This is a genomic window from Methylobacterium sp. W2, from assembly GCF_020662345.1.
In the GTDB taxonomy this organism is placed as follows: Bacteria; Pseudomonadota; Alphaproteobacteria; order Rhizobiales; family Beijerinckiaceae; genus Methylobacterium.
In genome coordinates this window covers 1-18887 of sequence record NZ_VMOA01000045.1, presented here as the reverse complement: position 1 = coordinate 18887, position 18887 = coordinate 1, and the positions used below count along the sequence as shown (strand labels likewise).

Genomic DNA, 18887 nt, shown 5'->3' with positions numbered 1-18887 from the left:
CCTCCTCGACCGAGGGGTGGGGGATGTCCCCGACCCGACGAGGTCCGCCCCATGCACGCTGCCGCCATCCTGGCGCTTCAATCCGTTCCCTTCGCCGGCCTGGTGCTGGCCGGGGGCGAGGACAGGGACCTGTTCATGGTCCTCTACATCGCGGCCCTCGGGCTCATCGTGACCCTGGACACTCTGCTCGGCGGCACGTTCGACATCGCCTCGGCCTTCGGGGGCGGCGTTCGCTGATGCTGAGAGGACCGCCGGCGGCACTCGGCGCCTGTTTCAGGCGTCTGTCCAAGGCTTTACCTCATCCTGAGGTGCCGCGGAGCGGCCTCGGAGGAGGGCTCCAGGGATCGCGCGACCACTGGAGGCCTCCTTCGAGGCCCGCTGACGCGGGCACCTCAGGATGAGGCGGCCTGATCGGATGATTTGCTCTGGTGGATGATCCCCCTAAGCCTGAGCATCCGCCGAGACATCCGATCAAACGAGCGCTCAGAGGGGATCGTAGGTGTGTTCGTCCGCCGGGAAGCGGCCGGCGCGGACCTCTTCCGCATAGGCCTCCACGGCACCCTCGATCTGCCCGCGTAGGGATCCGAAGCGCTTGACGAATTTCGGCACCCGGTCGCTCAGGCCCAGCATGTCCTCGAGAACGAGGATCTGGCCGTCGCAGGCGGTGGAGGCGCCGATGCCGATGGTCACCGTGGTGATCGAGGGGTTCGTGGCGATGGCGCGGGCCACCGGCTCGACGATGCCCTCCATGACGATGGCGAAGGCCCCCGCATCGCTGATCGCCTGGGCGTCCTGCATCAGCTTGCGCTCGCCGTCCTCGCCGCGTCCCTGCACGCGGAACCCGCCCATCGTGTTCACGGATTGGGGGGTGAGGCCGATATGGCCCATCACCGGGATGCCCCGCTCCACCAGGAAGCTGACCGTCTCGGCGAACCGCGCGCCGCCCTCCATCTTGATCGCGCCGGCGCCGGTCTCCTTCAGCACGCGGGCGGCGCTCATGAAGGCCTGCTGCGGGCTCGCCTCGTAGGAGCCGAACGGCATGTCGACGACGATGAGGGCCTTCGAGGTGCCACGGATCACGGCCTGGGCCTGGACGATCATCATCTCCAGGGTCACCGGCAGGGTCGTTTCCATCCCGTGCATGACCATGCCGAGGGAATCGCCCACGAGGATGAAATCGCAATGGGGATCGAGGATGCTGGCGGTATGGGCATGGTAGGCCGTCAGCGCGATGATCTTGCGCCCTTCGGCCTTGCGCTTGGCGAGGTCCACGGCACGGATGCGGCGTGACTGCACGACTTGCGACATCGATCTCACCCCGGTTCGGCCGACGGCTCGAAGGGCCGGAGGCGCGTCGGGGATGTCTATACGCTCGAGGTCCCGAAATCACGCGCCGTGATGACGGTCGAGGTCACCTGTATGCAGGTCGACTGTATGCAAGAAATCGGAGAGGCTGACGGATCTTATGTTGACGATTTGGCGATGGCGTCGCCTGTCGTCGCAACCCTTGTCGGGCGTTTCCTCCCTAGACGTCGGGCCGTCTCCGGCGCCTTTATTCTGCCACAACCGGAGCCATGTCAACGGGCTACTATGGTTCATAAGCCCCTGATGGTGCTGAATTCGTCAGCACGTCGCGCTCTTCCACACGGGGCCGCTTGGTATACCTCAGAAACGGGTGGTCAGGGCGGTCAGCCAGTCCGGCGAAGCCGCCACGAGGACCGTTTCGAGACGCTTGTCGACCCCCGTCAGGATCGCCAATCCGGTGAGGACGAGGACGAGTCCCAGCGCGGCCTTGAGGCCCTTGCCCGCCTGCATCATCCGCGCCCGCCACGCCAGCAGCACCCGTCGCGACAGCAGGCCGAGGCCGAGCAGGGGCAGGGCGGCGCCGAGGCCGAAGACCAGCATGGTGAGCGCGACCGCGACGAGATCCTTGCCCTGCGCGGCGAGGAGCGAGGCGGCGCCGAGGGTCGGCCCCACGCAGGGACTCCACACCGCGCCGAGCAGGAGGCCCACGGCGAATTGGCCCGGAAGGCCGGTGGTCGCGACCCCGCCGAAGCGCCGCTCCACCCGGTCGCTCAACGGCCCGGCGGCGGCGGCGAGGCGGGTCTGAAGAGCCGGCACGACGAGGACAATACCGACGAGGACGAGCAGGAGCGCGGCGACCGGGCGAAAAACGTCGCCGTCGAGGCCGAGGCTGAAACCCACCGTCGCCACGAACAGGCCGAGCGCCACGAAGGACACAGCGAGGCCGCACGCCAGGGCCGCCGGTCCGAAACGGTGCTCGGAGGCCGCCGTACCGAGGACGATGGGAAGCAGCGGCAGCACGCAGGGAGACAGGATGGTGAGCAGGCCGGCGAGGAAGGCGAGGCCGAGGGAGGCATTCATGGAAGGGACGTATTCATGACAGGGATGCCCGCTGGATTCCCAGCGCCGCTCTACAGCGCCTTCTCCACCAGCGCCTCGATCCATTCGCCTTGCGTCTCGCCCACGGAACGGCCGACCTCGTCGCGTCCCTTGAAGGCGATGAGCGTGCTCTGCATCCGCGCATCGAACCGGCGCATCAGGGCCTTCTGCGTATCGAAGTCGATCTCGTAGATCGCGAGATCCTTGAAGCGCGGCTGTTCGGACAGGGCCTTCAGGATCGGCCGCTGGGTCTTGCAGATCGGGCACCAGGGGGCCGTCACCTCCACGATGATCGGTCGGCCGGCACCTTGAGCGGCGGCGAAGGCCGCCTCGTCGAACGGCTCGGCCGCGAGACCCTCGCCTGAGATGGCGAGGAGGGCCGTCGTGAGGAGGAGGGCGCGACGGCTGATCATCGGGGCTGTCTCGATCGGGGATCGTGTGCGGGGCGGAACCGGCGGCGATCCCGCGCGCCGGTCCCTGTCGTCCGTCTTTATCGCTGTGCCTCGCCACTGGGCTTGGCAGCCCAGGCGGCGTCGACCTTGAGGATCGTCGTCTCGTGACTATCCTGCCAGCCCTCGACCCCGTCGGCGAACCAGTAGACGCGGGAATAGCCGTTCTGGATCAGGCGTTTGCCGGCATTCCAGCTGCCCCAGCATTCGGGGTGGCAGAAGGTCACCACCGGCTTCGTCTTGTCGCCGCCGGTGAGGTCGGCGACGCGGGCGAGGAACTGCGCCTCCCGCGCCGGGTCCATGGGCGCCGCGCCCGCGCCGGGCATCCAGACGCTGCCGGGAATCGAGCGGTGGGCCGGCAGCCAGGGCTTATCCTCCGGAAAGCCCGCCGGCTTCCGGTCGGCCAGGGCCACGTCGATCATCACCGGTTTCTCGGCGGCCACGAGCCGGTCGAGGGCGCCGATATCGACCACGGTGGCGCCCGTCAGGGTTTTTGGCGTGTAGCCCTTCGGCGGCCCGGTCCAGAACCCCTCGGGCTCCGGCACGTTCACCGGCGAATCGGCGGGGCTCGCCGCCTGGACCGGCGCGGGAGCGCCCGACAGGGCGACGAGGGCGATGGAGGCGGCTCCGATCAGGCGGATCATGCTCGGCATCGTCATCCTCAGTTGCTCGGGCCGGGCGGGTTGAAGCTGTGCTCCCAGCGGCCCTGCTGGTTGTCCGAGGCGACCACCTTGATCGGCCCCCTGGCGTCGGGCGCGAGGGCGAAGTTGATCACCGGGTTCGAAGCGATGGAGATGTCGCCGTTCATGGAGAAGACGAGCGTGCCGTTGGCGGTGACGTCGAGTTTGTTGATGTAGCGGGCCGGCGTGTAATCGCGGGTGATCTGGTTCATCTGCATCCCGCTGAAATTCGGGTGGCGGATCATCAGCGTCGCCTCCGTCGGCTTGGCCTGGCCTCCTTCGGCGAACTTCATCCTCATGTCGCCGGCCCCCTTCAGGGCCTCCTCGTCGCTCATCCCCATGGGCGCCGAGCATCCGCCCGAAGCTTTGACGAACTTCACGGCCTCGTAGAGCTTGCCGTCCTTGGTCTCGGCCACGGCATGGACGTTGGTGTAGTTGTTGATCCGCACTCGGAGCTTGATCTCGCCGGGGTCGGCGGCGGGGCCGAAGGTGATGTGCGCCGCATAGGGCGACGGGTTGTCGTCGATGACGAGATGGATCGCGGCGATCCGGTCCTTCTCCGGCATCATCAGGGTGATCGGCACCAGGGCGGCATCGAGGGCGCGCGGCGGGGCGTCGACCTTGATCAGCGTGTCGGTGGCCTCGATCGCGCGGTCGCCGAAGATCGACGTCGCGATCTCCTTCCAGCGCTCGAGCCGCTCCGCATCGGTGTCGCTGGCGCCGGCGGCGAGGGCGGAGCCGCCCGTCAGCAGGGCGGCGGACAGGCACAGGGCGGCGGTAAACGACCGCCGGGTCTGGGCGGTCCGTGTCGGCGCGTGGGTAATCATGGCGTCTCTCCTCGTGGTGATGATGTGGCGCTGGCTCATTCCCACTCAAGCTCCTTGTAGGCCTGAGTGACGTTGCGGCCGTTATAGGTGTCGAAGAGGACCCATTTCTCGCGCTCCGATCGGCCGATACTGTCCACGGCCTTGTCGATGGGCTGGTCGGCGGCGATGGCCTTGCGGGTCTCGTCGCGCAGCGTGGCGAGGTAGCGCGTCAGGTCGGCGAAGGCGGGGGCGGCGTCGACCAGGGTCGGGCCGTGGCCGGGCACGGCCTTGGATGCTCCGAGCCCCGTCAGCGTCTCGACCTCCTTGAGCCAGCCGAGCAGGCTGCCGTCGAGGGACGGGATCCGGGTGACGAACAGGAGATCGGCCGGGAACAGGATGCCCGTCCGGGTATCGACCATGGAGAGGTCGCAATTGGTGTGGGCGACGCCGTGCGCCGTGAAGCGCAAGGTTCGTCCGCCGAGGTCGATCTCGGCCGCGTCGGCGACCTCCAGCGTCGGATAGACCACCGACCCGGCCTTGTCGGCGCCAAGGATCTCCACGAGGCGCGTCCTGTAGAAGTCGCCGCGCGAATCGAGGGCCGAGCGCAGTGCGTGGTGGCCGATGAAGACCGGCTCGTCCCGCGCGAAGGCTTGTGCGCCAAAGCAATGGTCGGGATGGACATGGGTCAGCACCACGTGGCTCACGGGCTTCGAGGTGCGTTTCCCGATCTCGGCGCGGAGCCATTCCCCGTCGGCAAGGCTGCCGCCGGATTCCGTCACGAGCACCGATTTTTCGCCGACGATGAAGCCGATATTGGCGATGGCGTCGCCGTTCTCGGGCGTCGCCTCGGCGTCGAGGCCGCGCCGTAGGAAGATGCCCGGACCGACCTCGTCCATGGTGAAGGACTCCGCCGCCCGGCCGAGGCTCGGCAGGCAGCACAGGCACAGCCCGCCGAACAGGGCGGCGCGGCGCGTGGCCATGCTCCGCTCATGATGCGGAATCATGGCATATCCTGCGATGATCGCCCGACGAAGCGACCCGGCATGAATTATTCTCCCATTTTTATGGCTACCACCTAGTAGGTAGATTTTTGGCGCCGTCAACGGTAGACGTGCCGAAGACCGGAGCGGGCGCATCACGCCTTCGTGGCCGCATCACCCGTTCCGCGAAGCTCGAGACCATGATCGACCGGCCATGAGAGACACGAGAGCGGAATTGCTGGCCCGGGCCGAGATCCTGGTGCGCGGCCGGGGCTATTCCGGCTTCAGCTACGGCGACCTCGCGGAGGCGGTGAGCATCCGCAAGGCGAGCATCCACCACCATTTCCGCACGAAGACCGACCTCGCCCTCGCTCTGGTGGAGGCCTACGACGCCCGCTACGACGCGGCGCTCGCCGCCATCCTCGCCACGCAAGCGGATGCGGCCTCGCGGATCGAGGCCTATGGCCGGCTCTATCTCACCGGGGTCGAGGACGGGCTCGGCTGCCTCTGCGCCGTGCTCGCCATCGAGATGGACACCCTGCCGGACAGCTTGCGCGCCGACATCGCCCGGTTCTTCGACAAGCACATCGCCTGGCTGGAGCGCGTGCTGACCGAGGGCTGCGCCGACGGGGGCCTGCGCTCCGGTCTCGACCCCGCCGCCACGGCTCGCATGGTCGTGGCGACCCTGGAGGGTGCGCTTCTGCTGGAACGGCTGCTCGCCGGATCGGCCGGCTTCCGCTCCACCCTCGCTTCCCTCTGCGACAGCCTCAAACCTCCTCGGAGCGCGTGACGGAACGCCCTTTCATCGGGGAGGGGTGATACAATATAACAGCCACCACACAGCCGACGCGGGCGAAACCCCGCGAACCCGAAGAGCCTCGCATGTCCGACAGCCCGTCCCCCGCCTCCTCGAAGATCCCCGTGACCGTGCTCACCGGCTATCTCGGAGCCGGCAAGACCACGCTCCTCAACCGCATCCTCACCGAGAACCACGGCAAGCGCTACGCCGTCATCGTCAACGAGTTCGGCGAGATCGGCATCGACAACGACCTCGTCATCGGCGCCGACGAGGAAGTGTTCGAGATGAACAACGGCTGCGTCTGCTGCACCGTGCGCGGCGACCTCATCCGCATCATGGACGGCCTCGTGAAACGGCGCGGCAAGTTCGACGCGATCATCGTCGAGACCACCGGCCTCGCCGACCCGGCCCCCGTGGCCCAGACCTTCTTCATCGACGAGGATGTGGGCGGGGCCGCCCGCCTCGACGCGGTGGTGACGGTGGCCGACGCGAAATGGCTCGCCGACCGCCTCAAGGACGCGCCCGAAGCCAAGAACCAGATCGCCTTCGCGGACGTGATCCTGCTCAACAAGGCCGATCTGGTGGAACCGGCCGATCTCGACCGCGTCGAGGGCCTAATCCGCGCGATCAACCCCTACGCCAAGGTCCACCGCACCAGCCGCTGCGACGTTCCCCTCGATCAGGTCCTCGACCGCAACGCCTTCGACCTCTCGCGCATCCTCGATATCGAGCCGGACTTCCTCGAGGAGGGCCACCATCACCACCACGACGACGAGATGCAGTCGGTCTCCGCCCGCATCGACGGCCCCGTCGACCCCGAAAAGTTCATGCCGTGGATCTCGACCCTGACCCAGGTCCAGGGGCCGGACATCCTGCGCTGCAAGGGCATCGTCGCCTTCCCCGACGAGCCCCAGCGCTTCGTCTTCCAGGGCGTCCACCAGATCCTCGACGGCGACCTCCAGGGGCCGTGGAAGGACGGCGAGGCCCGCGTTTCCCGCGTGGTCTTCATCGGCCGCAAGCTCGATCCGGAAGCGATCCGCGAAGGATTCTACGACTGCAAAGTGGCCTGACGGGCTTCGTCCGGAATCGAACCGATCGGGGGCGAGCGCATTGTCCGTCCATCCCCCTTTCGTCCGGATGTCCCGATGAACCTGCGATTCGCCTTCGCCTCCCTTCTCGCGCTGACGGTGGCGGTTCCCTTGGGCAGTGTCGCGCTCTCCACGCCGGGGGAGGCGAAATACGCGATGGATCGCGAGAAGCGCTTCGGCCGCATGTGCAAGCCGCCTCTGAAATTCGCGGCCGGAGCCTGCGTCAAGCGCTGCCCCGCCGGCTACCGCGATACCGGGAAAGGCTATTGCCGGTTCAGGAATATGAACCGCTGAGACCCGTCCGCCCGTCTCCCGGAGGGAACCGCCGATGACGGTGTCCTTCGCCCGATGGGCATTCCTGGCGCTCCTCCTGCCACTCGGCGCCCCTGCGCTGTCCGCTCCCAGGGGAACGGCGCAGTCCGCGAGCCAGGAAGAGCGGTTCCGCAGCCTGTGCGAGCCGCCCCTCAAGCTCGCGGCCGGCGCCTGCGTCCGGGAATGCCCGGCCGGCTATCGCGACAGCGGCCTCGGCTATTGCAGCTTCCAGCGCATGAGCGACTGAACGAAAGCGATTCTTCACGCCCGATCACCTCCGGCCATCTCATCCGGATCGTCTTGCCAATCGTCTTGACCGAATCGCCAAGGTAGCGGCGAGTCGACGAATTCGTCTCGATCGGAACCAGCGATGATCCTGCGCCTTGCCTGCTCCACCGCTCTCCTGTTCGCGGTGTCCCTGCCCCATGCCGCGATGGCCGGCCCGGCGCAGGATTACGAATTCCGGCCGCGGAGCGTGCGCAACGCCTGCCGCCCGCCGCTGAAATTCGCGGCCGGCGCCTGCGTCCGGCGCTGCCCGGCCGGCTATCGTGACAACGGCTCCACCTGCGGCCTCAAGTCGATGAGGCACTGAGCCAAGGCGTCCCGCGCCCCACCGATCGACGGTCGCTCGCGGATCGAGACGGCCGACGCGGGCTTGCGTGAAAGACTTGGTTTACCATTCCGGCACAGGATCGAATCTGAGCCGGCCCGATGCTGCCGGCGGCTGTCGGCTGCTCGTTCCGGGCGCCGAAAGGCTCACGGAGAGCGCCGATCCCATGATGTCCCGCGCGGAACGCACGCCCCTGACCGATTGGTGGTGGACCGTCGATCGCGGCCTGCTGGCCGGGCTCACCGCCCTGATGGTGGCCGGCCTCGTCTTCCTGATGGGCGGCGGACCGCCCGTGGCGGAGAAGATCGGCCTGCCGACCTTCCACTTCCTCAACCGCCAGGCGATGTACCTCGCCCCGACGATCCTGATCATCGTCGCGGTCTCGTTCCTGTCCCTGCGCCACATCCGGCGCGTGGCTTTGGCCACCTGGATCGTCGGCGTCACCCTCTGCATCCTCGCCGGCAAGTTCGGGCCGGAGATCAAGGGCGCGCATCGCTGGATCCAGTTCGGCCCCTTCGGCCTGCAGCCCTCGGAGTTCGTCAAGCCCGCCTTCGTGGTCGTGGCCGCCTGGGCCTTCTCGGAAGGCGCGCAGCGCCGCGACATGCCCGGCGGCCTGCTGGCGATCCTGCTCCTGCCCGTCACCATCGTGCCGCTGATCCTGCAGCCGGATTTCGGCCAGACCATGCTGATCACCATCGTCTGGTGTGCGCTGTTCTTCGTGGCCGGCCTGCACTGGTTCTGGGTCGCGGGCCTCGGCGTCGCCGGTCTCGTCGGCGTCGGCGTCGCCTACCAGTTCCTGCACCACGTGCGCGAGCGCATCACCCGCTTCCTCGACAAGGATTCCGGCGACAGCTTCCAGGAATACTGGGCACGCGAATCGTTCAATTCCGGCGGCTGGTTCGGCACCGGCCCGGGGGAGGGCGTCGCCAAGCGCCACCTGCCCGACGCCCATACCGATTTCATCTTCTCGGTGACCGGCGAGGAATTCGGCGTCCTCGTCTGCCTCGGCCTCGTCTGCCTCTTCGCCTATATCGTCATGCGCGGACTGAAACTGGCGCGGCGCACCGATGACACCTTCACCCGTCTGGCCATCACCGGCCTCACCACCCTGTTCGGCCTCCAGGCCTGCATCAACATGGCGGTGAACGTGCGGCTGATGCCCGCCAAGGGCATGACCCTGCCCTTCGTCTCCTATGGCGGCTCCTCGCTGATCTCGCTGGCGCTCGGCATGGGCTTCCTCGTGGCGCTCACCCGCAAGCGCCCGCGCATGTCGACCCTGAGCCAGAAGCCTCCGGGCACCGCGCCGGCCACCGTCGCCGGAGTGATGCGGTGACCGTGCGGACAGCCACCATCCTGCTCTGTGCCGGCGGCACGGGCGGCCACCTCTTCCCGGCCGAGAGCCTCGCCCATGCCCTGCGGGCGCGGGGCGTCCGCGTGGTGCTCGCCACCGACGCCCGCGTCGATTCCATCGCCGGCGAGTTCCCGGCCTCGGAGATCGTCACCATCGCCTCGGCGACGCCGTCGGGCCGTTCCATCGTCAAGCGGGCGGGCGCGCTCCTCACCCTCGGCCGCGGCTTCGGCGTCGCGGCGCGCGAGATCAAGCGCATCGACCCGGCGGCCATCGTGGGTTTTGGCGGGTACCCAACCGTTCCCCCGGTTCTCGCCGGGCAGATCCTGCGCGTGCCGACGATCCTGCACGAGCAGAACGCGGTGATGGGGCGCGCCAACGCCTTCCTGTCGCGGGGTGCGCGCGCCATCGCCACCGGCTTCAGGCAAGTGCGCGGCATCCCCGTGAAGGCCACCGCCCCGCGCACCCATACCGGCAACCCCCTGCGGCCCGCCGTGCTCGCGGCGGCCGAGAGTCCCTATCCCTCCTTGGGCGAGGCCGACGGCCTGCATCTCCTCGTCTTCGGCGGCAGCCAGGGCGCGGCGGTGATGGGGCAGGTTGTGCCCAAAGCCATCGCGCAGCTGCCCGCCGACCTCCGCGCCCGGCTGACGCTGGTGCAGCAGGTGCGGGCGGAAGACCTCACCGAGGTCCAGAACCTCTACCTGTCGCTGGGCCTCGCCGGGCTCGAGACGGCACCGTTCTTCAAGGACCTGCCCGCCCGCATGGCCCGCAGCCACCTCGTGATCGGGCGCTCGGGCGCCTCCACCGTGTCGGAGCTCGCCGCCATGGGCCGGCCCTCGATCCTGGTGCCGTTGCCCGGCGCCCTCGATCAGGACCAGGCCGCCAACGCCGCGACCCTCGCCGGCATCGGCGCGGCGCTCGCCATCCAGCAGAGCGCCTTCACTCCCGACCGCCTCACGGCCGAGCTCCTCGACCTGTTCACCCATCCGGCAAAATTGACCGCGGCGGCCGCAGCCGCCAAAAGCGCGGGCATCCACGATGCCGCCGAGCGGTTGGCCGATGTCGTCCTCGAGACGGCAGCCCGCACCTGATTCCGAGCCGGGGCGCCCTCACGCGCTCCGCGACACGACGAGACTGGTTCACACCATGAAGCTGCCCGACAAGCTCGGCCCCATCCATTTCATCGGCATCGGCGGCATCGGCATGTCCGGCATCGCCGAAGTGATGTCGAACCTCGGCTATACCGTCCAGGGGTCGGACGCCAACGACAACGCCAACGTCCGGCGGCTGGCCGAGAAGGGCATGAAGACCTTCATCGGCCATGCCGCGCAGAACGTCGAGGAGGCCGCCCTCGTGGTGGTTTCCACCGCGATCCGCCGCGACAATCCCGAACTCATCGCCGCCCGCGAGCGCCGCCTGCCGGTGGTGCGCCGGGCCGAGATGCTGGCCGAGCTGATGCGCTTCAAATCCTGCGTCGCCATCGCGGGCACGCATGGCAAGACCACCACGACGTCCCTGGTCGCGACCCTGCTCGACGCCGGCAACCTCGATCCCACCGTCATCAACGGCGGCATCATCAACGCCTACGGCACCAATGCCCGCATGGGCGAGGGCGAGTGGATGGTGGTGGAGGCGGACGAATCCGACGGCACCTTCCTGAAGCTGCCCGCCGATGTCGCCATCGTCACCAACATCGACCCCGAACATCTCGACCATTTCGGCTCGTTCGAGGCGGTGAAGGACGCGTTCCGGCGCTTCATCGACAACATCCCATTCTATGGCTTTGCCGTGATGTGCATCGACCATCCGGTGGTGCAGGACCTCGTCGGCCATATCGAGGATCGCCGCATCATCACCTACGGCGAGAACCCGCAGGCCGATGTCCGCCTCATCGACGTGGACCTGCGCGGCGGCCAGAGCCGCTTCCGCGTCATGATCCGCGACCGCCGCCCCGGCTTCCGCCTCGAGATGGAAGACCTCGTCCTGCCGATGCCCGGCAAGCACAATGCGCTCAACGCCACGGCGGCCCTGGCCGTCGCCCACGAGCTCGGCGTCGAGCCCGAGGCGATCCGCAAGGCGCTCGCCGGCTTCGGCGGCGTCAAGCGCCGCTTCACCAAGACCGGCGAGTGGAACGGCGCTCTGATCTTCGACGATTACGGACACCATCCGGTGGAGATCAAGGCGGTGCTCAAAGCCGCCCGCGCCTCCACCGAGGGCAACGTCGTCGCCATCGTCCAGCCGCACCGCTACACCCGGCTCGCCTCGCTGTTCGACGATTTCTGCACCTGCTTCAACGATGCCGACACGGTCATCGTCGCCCCCGTCTACGCGGCGGGCGAGGCGCCGATCGAGGGCATGGACCGCGACGGTCTCGTCTCGGGCCTCAAATCCCGCGGCCACCGCGACGCCATCGCCCTCGAGCGCACCGAGGACCTCGCCGGCCTCGTGGCGACACGGGCGAAACCCGGCGACTACGTCGTGTGCCTGGGCGCCGGCAACATCACGCAATGGGCCTATGCCCTGCCGGGCGAGTTGGCGGCGTTGCAGGGGTGAGGGTGGGATGCGTGCCGGCGATCCGAGACGAACGGGATTTCGCCGGCATCTGAGACGGGAGCAGACCGGTGCGGAACGCCGTCTCTGGCATCACCTTCGCGATCGACGCCTCGCAGGCTTCAAGTTCACGCGCCAGGAGAGCATCGGCCCTTACGTCGCCGATCTCGCCTGTCGCGAAGCGAGGCTCATCGTCGAGGCCGATGGCGGCCAGCATGCAGATAGTCTGCCGGATCGCGTGAGGGATGCGTGGTTGTCTGCGAGGGGCTATCGCGTCCTGCGCTTTTGGAATGCTGAGATCATGAACAACATCGTTGGCGTGATGGACACGATCCGGGCCGCATTGCCCCCCTCTCCCCGCTTGCGGGGAGAGGGTCGCGACGACCTCGTCGTCGGCACGACGAGCCCACAGGGCGAGGGTGAGGGGGCGATTTCCGGTGAGTCTCCTCCGGTGACGCCCCCTCACCCTCGGCTGCCGCCTCGCTGTGCCGACGACGAGGTCGGCACAGCCCTCTCCCCGCAGGCGGGGAGAGGAGGAGAATCCCCATGACCGCCTTTCCCGACATCACTCCTGAGATCCGCGCCGCCGCTCCCGCCTTGCGCGGTCGGCTCATCGCCAATCCGCTGCTGTCCGACCTGACCTGGTTCCGCGTCGGCGGTCCGGCACAGGTGCTGTTCACGCCGGCCGACGAGGAGGATCTGGCGCATCTCCTTGGCGCCCTCGACCCCGAGCTTCCGGTGACGGTGATCGGCCTCGGCTCGAACCTGATCGTCCGCGACGGCGGCATTACCGGAATCACCATCCGGCTCGGCGGCAAGGCCTTCGGGTCCGTTGAGATCGACGGCGAGACCCTGCGGGCCGGGACCGCGGTGCCGGACATGCGCCTCGCCAAGGCGGCGGCCGAAGCCTCCCTCGATGGATTGGCGTTCTTCCGGGGCATTCCCGGCTCCATCGGCGGCGCTCTGCGCATGAATGCCGGCGCCCATGGCGGCGAGACCACCGACGTGCTGGTGGAAGCGCGCGGGATCGACCGCACGGGCGCGCTGCGGCGCTTCAGCCATGCCGAGATGGGCTTCACCTACCGCCACAGCGAGGCGCCCGAGGACGTGATCTTCACGAGCGCGCTGTTCCGGGGTCGTCCCGGCGACCGCCACGCCATCGAGGCCGAGATGGACCGCGTCACCGCCGCCCGCGAGGCGGCCCAGCCGATTCGCGACCGCACCGGCGGCTCGACCTTCAAGAACCCGCCCGGCGGCAAGGCATGGCAGCTCGTCGACGCCGCCGGCTGCCGTGGGCTGACGAGGGGCGGCGCCCAGGTCTCGGAGATGCACTGCAACTTCCTGATCAACCGCGACGGTGCCACCGCCGCCGATATCGAGGGGCTCGGCGAGGAGGTCCGCCGCCGGGTGCGCGAGACGTCCGGCGTGGAGCTGCATTGGGAGATCAAGCGAATCGGCGTGGCGGCGGCGCGGACCTGATTGGTCACCCGTCGGTAAGATGGTAAGATGTAAGGCGTTGTTCAGGGAGGACGGAGCCGTATGCCGGGCCGCATCGTTCGCGCCGCCTACTCGAAGATCTCGGTGAAGAGCCAGACCGTTCTTCCCGTCGAAGTGAGGGAGCGCCTGGCCGTGGGGCCGGGCGACAGGCTGCGCTATGTCCTCACGGAGGACGGGGTTCGCATCGAGAAGGCGCCGTCGGAGGGAGACGATCCGTTCGTGACCTTCACCGAATGGGCCGGCCGGGCGGATGACGAGGATTATGCCGATCTCTGACCGCTCCGCCTTTACCCCCGGCGCCGTCGTGGTGGTGCCCTTTCCCTATTCCGATCGCCTCGCCGAGAAGCGTCGTCCGGCCGTTGTGGTGTCGGGTGGCCCCGTCGCCGAATCGGGCTTCGTCTGGATCGCGATGATCACCAGCGCCCGTAATGCCGCCATGCCGGGCGACCTCCCCATCGCCGACCTGCCTCAGGCCGGTCTGGTGGCCGCTTCGGTGATTCGTCCGATCAAGATCGCCTGTATCGAACCCTCCCGCATCCTGCGTCAGATCGGCGTTCTCAACGCCGATGCGGCCGACGCGACCTTCACGAGCATCCGCGCGATGATCGGCCCGAACTGAGTTCACTCACCGGCGAACCGTCCCGGACATCGGCTCCGGGGCGGTTCGCCGGCCCCGTCTTCGACATCGGCCTCGCCCGAAGAGTGGCGTCCACTGTTCGGTCCGATGGTCCGGCCCTCTTTCTCACCCTCGTCCGCCTTCGGAGATCCGCCCATGTCCCAGCACGTTGCCGTCCTCATGGGCGGATGGTCCTCCGAGCGTCAGGTCTCCCTGAATTCGGGCCGCGCCTGCGCGGAAGCCCTCGAAGGGGAGGGCTTTCGCGTGACACAGGTCGATGTCGGGCCGGACATCGCCACCGTGCTCACGGAGCTGCGGCCCGACGTGGCCCTCAACGCCCTGCACGGCCCGGCCGGCGAGGACGGTACGATCCAGGGGCTGCTGGAGATCCTGCGCATCCCCTACACCCATTCGGGCGTCCTGGCCTCGGCCCTGGCGATGCATAAGGAACGTGCCAAAACGATCATGAAGGCCGCCGGGGTGAGCGTTCCGGAGGGGTGTGTCGTTAACCGTCATGATGCCGCGAAGGCACACCCGTTAACTCCGCCCTACGTGATCAAACCGATCGCCGAAGGCTCCTCCATGGGCGTCATCATCGTCCGGGACGGGCGCTCCCATCCGCCCCAGATTCTCGCCTCGGACGAGTGGGTCTACGGGGAGCAAGTCCTTGCAGAGACTTACGTTGCGGGCCGCGAGCTCACCTGCGCGGTGATGGGGGACAAGGCCCTCGGGGTGATCGAGATCAAGCCCGCCTCGGGGGAGTGGTACGACTTCGATGCGAAGTACGCCGAGGGGGGGTCGATCCACGTCCTCCCGGCAGAAATTAAACCAAAAATTTACCAGCGTGTCCAAGAGTTGTCGTTAACGGCGCATCAAGCACTTGGATGCCGGGGCATCAGCCGTGCGGACCTTCGATACGACGACACACCGGGTGGAACCGGTGCCCTCGTCGTCCTGGAGGTCAACACGCAGCCCGGGATGACCAAGACGAGCCTTGTGCCGGAGATCGCAGCCTACGCTGGCTTGAGTTTCGGTGAGCTCGTCCGATGGATGGTGGAGGACGCTACTCTGGGTCGTTGAACGCCGCCGGTCAGGCTGGCGTCGACGGAACCCCCGCGCCCGGATCGGGCTCGCTCGTCGCCGGTCTGGCGGCGCGCCTGCCGCGACTGGTGCGACCCATGCTGCGCTCGCGCCGTTCGCGGCTCGGGCAGCCGATCGAGCGGCGCATCCCCCGGCATGCGGGCACGCTGACCCTCGCGGTCACCTTCGCCGCCCTGTCGGTGACCGGCTTCGTCGCCAGCGGCCGCTACGACCGCTTCGTGCTGGAGAACGGCCACGTCTCGGACGTCCTGGCCCGTCTGGCCGGTTTCGGCGTCGAGCGCGTCACCATTTCGGGCATCTCCCGTCTCTACGAGCGGGAAGTGCTGCAGGCGGCCGGCATCGACGGCCATTCCTCCGTGGTCTTCCTCGACGTCGCCGAAGCGCGCCAGCGCCTCCTCGACGTGCCGCTGATTTCCAGCGTCTCGGTGCGCAAGGTCTATCCGAACGAGATCGTCATCAACCAGGTCGAGCGCGAGCCCGCCGCCCTGTGGCAGCGCAACGGCGAGATCTCGGTCATCGCCGCCGACGGCACCGTCATCGACGAGATGCGCGACGATCGCTACGCCGCGCTCCCCCTCGTGGTGGGCGAAGAGGCCAACGAGCGCCTCAAGGACTACCTCGCCCTCATCGAGGCGGCGGGCGAACTCGGCGAGCGGGTCAAGGCCGGCACCTACGTGTCCGGCCGGCGCTGGACCCTGAAGCTCGACGGCGTCGACATCCGCCTTCCTGAGACCGGGGCCGCCGAGGCCCTGGCCCGCCTCGTCAAACTCGAGCGCGACAGCCGCATCCTCGAGAAGGACATCATCGCCGTGGACCTGCGGCTGCCCGACCGGGTGGTGGTGCGGCTCACGGAGGAGGCGGCCGCCACGCGCGCCGAATCCCAGAAGAAGAAGCCGAAGGGCAAGGGGACCGAGACATGAGCCGTACGATCCGTCCGGCGCCTCTCGCGTCCCGCCAGCCCGCCCTTCCCGCCTCCTTCGCCCGGTAATCCGATGCACGCGCAACACGGCCTCACGCCGCGTATGAAACCGCTCTCCGCGCGCCGGAGCACCATCCTCTCGGTGCTCGATATCGGCACGAGCAAGGTGGTCTGCCTCATCGCCGAGCTCCAGCCGGCCGAGGCCCTCACCACCCTGCGCGGACGGACCCATTTCGCCCGCATCATCGGCATCGGGCATCAGCGCTCGCACGGCCTCAAGGGCGGTGCCATCGTCGATCTCGAAGCCGCCGAGGGTGCGATCCGCCAGGCGGTCCACGCCGCCGAGCGGATGGCCAAGGTCGAGGTCCAGTCGGTCATCGTCAACATTTCCGGCGGCCGCCTCGGCTCGCAGCATTTCGAGGCGCATGTCGGCGTCCGCAGCGGCACCGTCATGGGCGCCGACGTGGAGCGCGCCCTGGAGACGGCGAGCGCCCATGGCGTCAGCCCCGGACGCACCGTGCTCCACGCCCTTCCCACCGGCTACGCCATCGACGGCCAGGGCGCGGTCATCGACCCGACCGGGATGATCGGCGAATCCCTCGGCGTCGATCTCCACGTGGTCACGGCCGAGGCGGCGGCAGCCCGCAACCTGATGCTGGCGGTGGAACATTGCCATCTTGGCGTCGAGGCGGTGATCGCCACCCCGTACGCCGCCGGGCTCTCCGCCCTCGTCGACGACGAGGCCGAGATGGGCGTCTGCGTCGTCGATATGGGCGGCGGCACCACCAGCTTCGGCGTGTTCGAGGGCGGCCACCTCGTCCACGTGGACGCCCTGGCAGTGGGCGGCCACCACGTCACCATGGACATCGCCCGCGGCCTCTCCACCCGGGTGGTGGCGGCCGAGCGTCTCAAGACCCTGTACGGCTCGGCGATCTCCACCGCCTCCGACGAGCGCGACATGATCGCGGTCCACGGGGTCGGCGAGGACGAGGGCGACGCCCCCACCCACGTGCCGCGTTCGCAGCTCGTGCGGATCATCAAGCCGCGGGTGGAGGAGATCGTCGAACTCGTTCGCGATCGTCTCCGCAACGCGGGCTTTGCCGCCCAGGCCGGCCGCCGGGTGGTGCTGACGGGAGGCGCGAGCCAGCTCGTCGGTCTGCCCGAAGTCGCCCGCCGGGTGATGCAGGGCCAGGTGCGGATCGGCCGGCCGCTGGGCATCCGCGGCCTGCCGGAGGCCGCCAAGGGACCCGCCTTCTCCGCCGCGGTGGGCCTGCTGGTCTACCCGCAGGTGGCGCATGCGGAGCATTTCGAGCCGCGGGGGCAGGGCGCCTTCGCGGGCACCGGAACCGACGGCTACATCCCCCGCGTGTACCGCTGGTTGCGGGAGAGTTTCTAGGGACGAGGCCCGCCCCCGAAAGGGGGTGCGGCGACGACACAATCGGCGCCTCTGCGGAGGCGCTCATCGGCAACGCGAAAACGGCACGAAGGGCTCGACACCATGGCCATCTCTCTCCAGGCGCCTGACATCCGCGAACTCAAGCCCCGCATCACCGTCTTCGGTGTCGGCGGCGCCGGCGGCAACGCCGTCAACAACATGATCGAATCCGGCCTGCTGGGCTGCGAGTTCGTCGTCGCGAACACGGACGCCCAGGCGCTCACCTCCTCCAAGGCCGAGCGCGTGATCCAGATGGGTCTCGGCGTGACGCAGGGGCTCGGCGCCGGCTCGCACCCCGAGGTCGGCTCGGCCGCCGCCGACGAGGTCATCGACGAGATCCGTGACCAGCTCTCGGGCGCTCACATGTGCTTCATCACCGCCGGCATGGGCGGCGGCACCGGCACCGGTGCGGCTCCCGTCATCGCCCGCGCCGCCCGCGACATGGGCATCCTCACCGTCGGCGTCGTGACGAAGCCCTTCCAGTTCGAGGGCGTGCGCCGCATGCGCACCGCCGAGGCCGGCATCCAGGAGCTCCAGGCCGCCGTCGACACCCTCATCGTGATCCCGAACCAGAACCTGTTCCGGGTCGCCAACGAGAAGACCACCTTCGCCGACGCCTTCGCCATGGCCGATCAGGTGCTCTATTCGGGCGTCGCCTGCATCACCGACCTGATGGTCAAGGAAGGCCTCATCAACCTCGACTTCGCCGACGTCCGCGCGATCATGCGCGGCATGGGCAAGGCGATGATGGGCACCGGCGAGGCCTCCGGCGAGAAGCGCGCCAACCGCGCCGCCGAAGCCGCCATCGCCAACCCGCTCCTCGACGACGTGTCGATGAAGGGCGCGCGCGGCCTCTTGATCTCGATCACCGGCGGCAACGACCTCACCCTGTACGAGCTCGACGAGGCCGCCACCCGCATCCGCGAGGAAGTGGATTCGGACGCCAACATCATCCTTGGCGCCACCTTCGACGAGAGCCTCGACGGCATCATCCGCGTCTCCGTGGTGGCCACCGGCATCGAGCCGGCGCTGATCACCGCGCATTCGCAGAACAACCCCGAGATCGTCCAGACCGAGCAGCGGATCGCTGAAGTGGCCGAGCGCCTGCGTGCGGAAGCGAGGGCCAGGGCGGCACAGCCCGCCCCCACCTTTCGTGCCTCCGAGCAGCCGCTAACCGCTCCTGCCGCCGCGCCCCAGGCGCAGATCCAGCCGCAGGCCCCGCGCCCGGCGGCATCCGAGCCGGTGGCCATGGCCCCCGAGCCCCTGCTGGCCTACGCCATGAACGGTGAAGCCT

General features: G+C 68.6%; 23 protein-coding genes. 17 read left to right on the top strand and 6 right to left on the bottom strand.

Annotation, left to right across the window (positions count from 1 at the left end):
• Nucleotides 1-51: 51 nt before the first annotated feature.
• A complete protein-coding gene (locus tag FPV16_RS20820; RefSeq protein WP_227440270.1) occupies nucleotides 52-237 on the top strand; it encodes a hypothetical protein in 186 nt (61 codons plus the stop codon).
• Between the two features lie 246 nt (nucleotides 238-483).
• Here FPV16_RS20820 and panB read toward each other — a convergent pair whose 3' ends face one another.
• The 6 genes from panB to FPV16_RS20790 all read right to left on the bottom strand — a co-directional run bounded on the left by panB (nucleotide 484) and on the right by FPV16_RS20790 (nucleotide 5342).
• Nucleotides 484-1308, bottom strand: coding sequence for a 3-methyl-2-oxobutanoate hydroxymethyltransferase (gene panB / locus FPV16_RS20815; RefSeq protein WP_227440269.1), 825 nt, complete (start codon nucleotides 1306-1308; stop codon nucleotides 484-486).
• 357 nt (nucleotides 1309-1665) lie between these two features.
• Nucleotides 1666-2385, bottom strand: a complete 720-nt coding sequence (locus tag FPV16_RS20810) for a cytochrome c biogenesis CcdA family protein (RefSeq protein ID WP_227440268.1) — start codon at nucleotides 2383-2385, stop codon at nucleotides 1666-1668.
• 50 nt (nucleotides 2386-2435) lie between these two features.
• Nucleotides 2436-2816, bottom strand: coding sequence for a thioredoxin family protein (locus FPV16_RS20805; protein WP_227440267.1), 381 nt, complete (start codon nucleotides 2814-2816; stop codon nucleotides 2436-2438).
• Nucleotides 2817-2893: 77 nt separating this feature from the next.
• A complete protein-coding gene (locus tag FPV16_RS20800) occupies nucleotides 2894-3505 on the bottom strand; it encodes a rhodanese-like domain-containing protein (RefSeq protein WP_413629330.1) in 612 nt (203 codons plus the stop codon).
• Nucleotides 3506-3513: 8 nt separating this feature from the next.
• On the bottom strand, nucleotides 3514-4359 hold the full coding sequence (locus tag FPV16_RS20795; RefSeq protein WP_227440265.1) for a quinoprotein dehydrogenase-associated SoxYZ-like carrier: 846 nt from the start codon (nucleotides 4357-4359) through the stop codon (nucleotides 3514-3516).
• Between the two features lie 35 nt (nucleotides 4360-4394).
• The gene (locus FPV16_RS20790) at nucleotides 4395-5342 is read right to left on the bottom strand and encodes a quinoprotein relay system zinc metallohydrolase 2 (RefSeq protein WP_227440264.1); all 948 of its coding nucleotides are present in this window, start codon (nucleotides 5340-5342) and stop codon (nucleotides 4395-4397) included.
• A gap of 190 nt (nucleotides 5343-5532) precedes the next feature.
• On the opposite strand from FPV16_RS20790, the gene FPV16_RS20785 reads away from it, so the two are divergent.
• From FPV16_RS20785 to ftsZ, 16 genes are all read left to right on the top strand, one after another.
• Nucleotides 5533-6108, top strand: a complete 576-nt coding sequence (locus FPV16_RS20785) for a TetR/AcrR family transcriptional regulator (protein ID WP_227440263.1) — start codon at nucleotides 5533-5535, stop codon at nucleotides 6106-6108.
• Between the two features lie 92 nt (nucleotides 6109-6200).
• Entirely contained in the window at nucleotides 6201-7187 is a 987-nt protein-coding gene (locus FPV16_RS20780) for a CobW family GTP-binding protein (RefSeq protein ID WP_227440262.1), read from the top strand.
• Nucleotides 7188-7262: 75 nt separating this feature from the next.
• Entirely contained in the window at nucleotides 7263-7499 is a 237-nt protein-coding gene (locus FPV16_RS20775) for a hypothetical protein (protein WP_227440261.1), read from the top strand.
• Between the two features lie 34 nt (nucleotides 7500-7533).
• Entirely contained in the window at nucleotides 7534-7764 is a 231-nt protein-coding gene (locus FPV16_RS20770; RefSeq protein WP_227440260.1) for a hypothetical protein, read from the top strand.
• 123 nt (nucleotides 7765-7887) lie between these two features.
• A complete protein-coding gene (locus tag FPV16_RS20765; protein WP_027170937.1) occupies nucleotides 7888-8109 on the top strand; it encodes a hypothetical protein in 222 nt (73 codons plus the stop codon).
• Nucleotides 8110-8293: 184 nt separating this feature from the next.
• Nucleotides 8294-9460, top strand: a complete 1167-nt coding sequence (locus tag FPV16_RS20760) for an FtsW/RodA/SpoVE family cell cycle protein (protein WP_227440259.1) — start codon at nucleotides 8294-8296, stop codon at nucleotides 9458-9460.
• Entirely contained in the window at nucleotides 9457-10566 is a 1110-nt protein-coding gene (murG, locus tag FPV16_RS20755; protein WP_227440258.1) for an undecaprenyldiphospho-muramoylpentapeptide beta-N-acetylglucosaminyltransferase, read from the top strand. Before FPV16_RS20760 ends, murG begins: the two co-directional genes overlap by 4 nt.
• 55 nt (nucleotides 10567-10621) lie before the next feature.
• The gene (gene murC, locus FPV16_RS20750; protein WP_227440257.1) at nucleotides 10622-12028 is read left to right on the top strand and encodes a UDP-N-acetylmuramate--L-alanine ligase; all 1407 of its coding nucleotides are present in this window, start codon (nucleotides 10622-10624) and stop codon (nucleotides 12026-12028) included.
• On the top strand, nucleotides 11991-12575 hold the full coding sequence (locus FPV16_RS26465; RefSeq protein WP_413629329.1) for an endonuclease domain-containing protein: 585 nt from the start codon (nucleotides 11991-11993) through the stop codon (nucleotides 12573-12575). Before murC ends, FPV16_RS26465 begins: the two co-directional genes overlap by 38 nt.
• On the top strand, nucleotides 12572-13504 hold the full coding sequence (murB, locus tag FPV16_RS20740) for a UDP-N-acetylmuramate dehydrogenase (RefSeq protein ID WP_227440255.1): 933 nt from the start codon (nucleotides 12572-12574) through the stop codon (nucleotides 13502-13504). Before FPV16_RS26465 ends, murB begins: the two co-directional genes overlap by 4 nt.
• Before the next feature lie 60 nt (nucleotides 13505-13564).
• A complete protein-coding gene (locus FPV16_RS20735; RefSeq protein WP_227440254.1) occupies nucleotides 13565-13798 on the top strand; it encodes an AbrB/MazE/SpoVT family DNA-binding domain-containing protein in 234 nt (77 codons plus the stop codon).
• Entirely contained in the window at nucleotides 13785-14141 is a 357-nt protein-coding gene (locus FPV16_RS20730; protein ID WP_227440253.1) for a type II toxin-antitoxin system PemK/MazF family toxin, read from the top strand. The genes FPV16_RS20735 and FPV16_RS20730 overlap by 14 nt, the downstream gene beginning before the upstream one ends.
• Nucleotides 14142-14294: 153 nt before the next feature.
• Nucleotides 14295-15218, top strand: a complete 924-nt coding sequence (locus tag FPV16_RS20725) for a D-alanine--D-alanine ligase (RefSeq protein ID WP_227440252.1) — start codon at nucleotides 14295-14297, stop codon at nucleotides 15216-15218.
• A complete protein-coding gene (locus FPV16_RS20720) occupies nucleotides 15185-16159 on the top strand; it encodes a cell division protein FtsQ/DivIB (RefSeq protein ID WP_227440251.1) in 975 nt (324 codons plus the stop codon). The genes FPV16_RS20725 and FPV16_RS20720 overlap by 34 nt, the downstream gene beginning before the upstream one ends.
• A gap of 72 nt (nucleotides 16160-16231) precedes the next feature.
• A complete protein-coding gene (gene ftsA / locus FPV16_RS20715; protein ID WP_227440250.1) occupies nucleotides 16232-17554 on the top strand; it encodes a cell division protein FtsA in 1323 nt (440 codons plus the stop codon).
• Nucleotides 17555-17656: 102 nt separating this feature from the next.
• Nucleotides 17657-18887 (top strand): cell division protein FtsZ (gene ftsZ / locus FPV16_RS20710; protein WP_227440249.1); only part of this gene is annotated, 1231 nt, incomplete at its 3' end.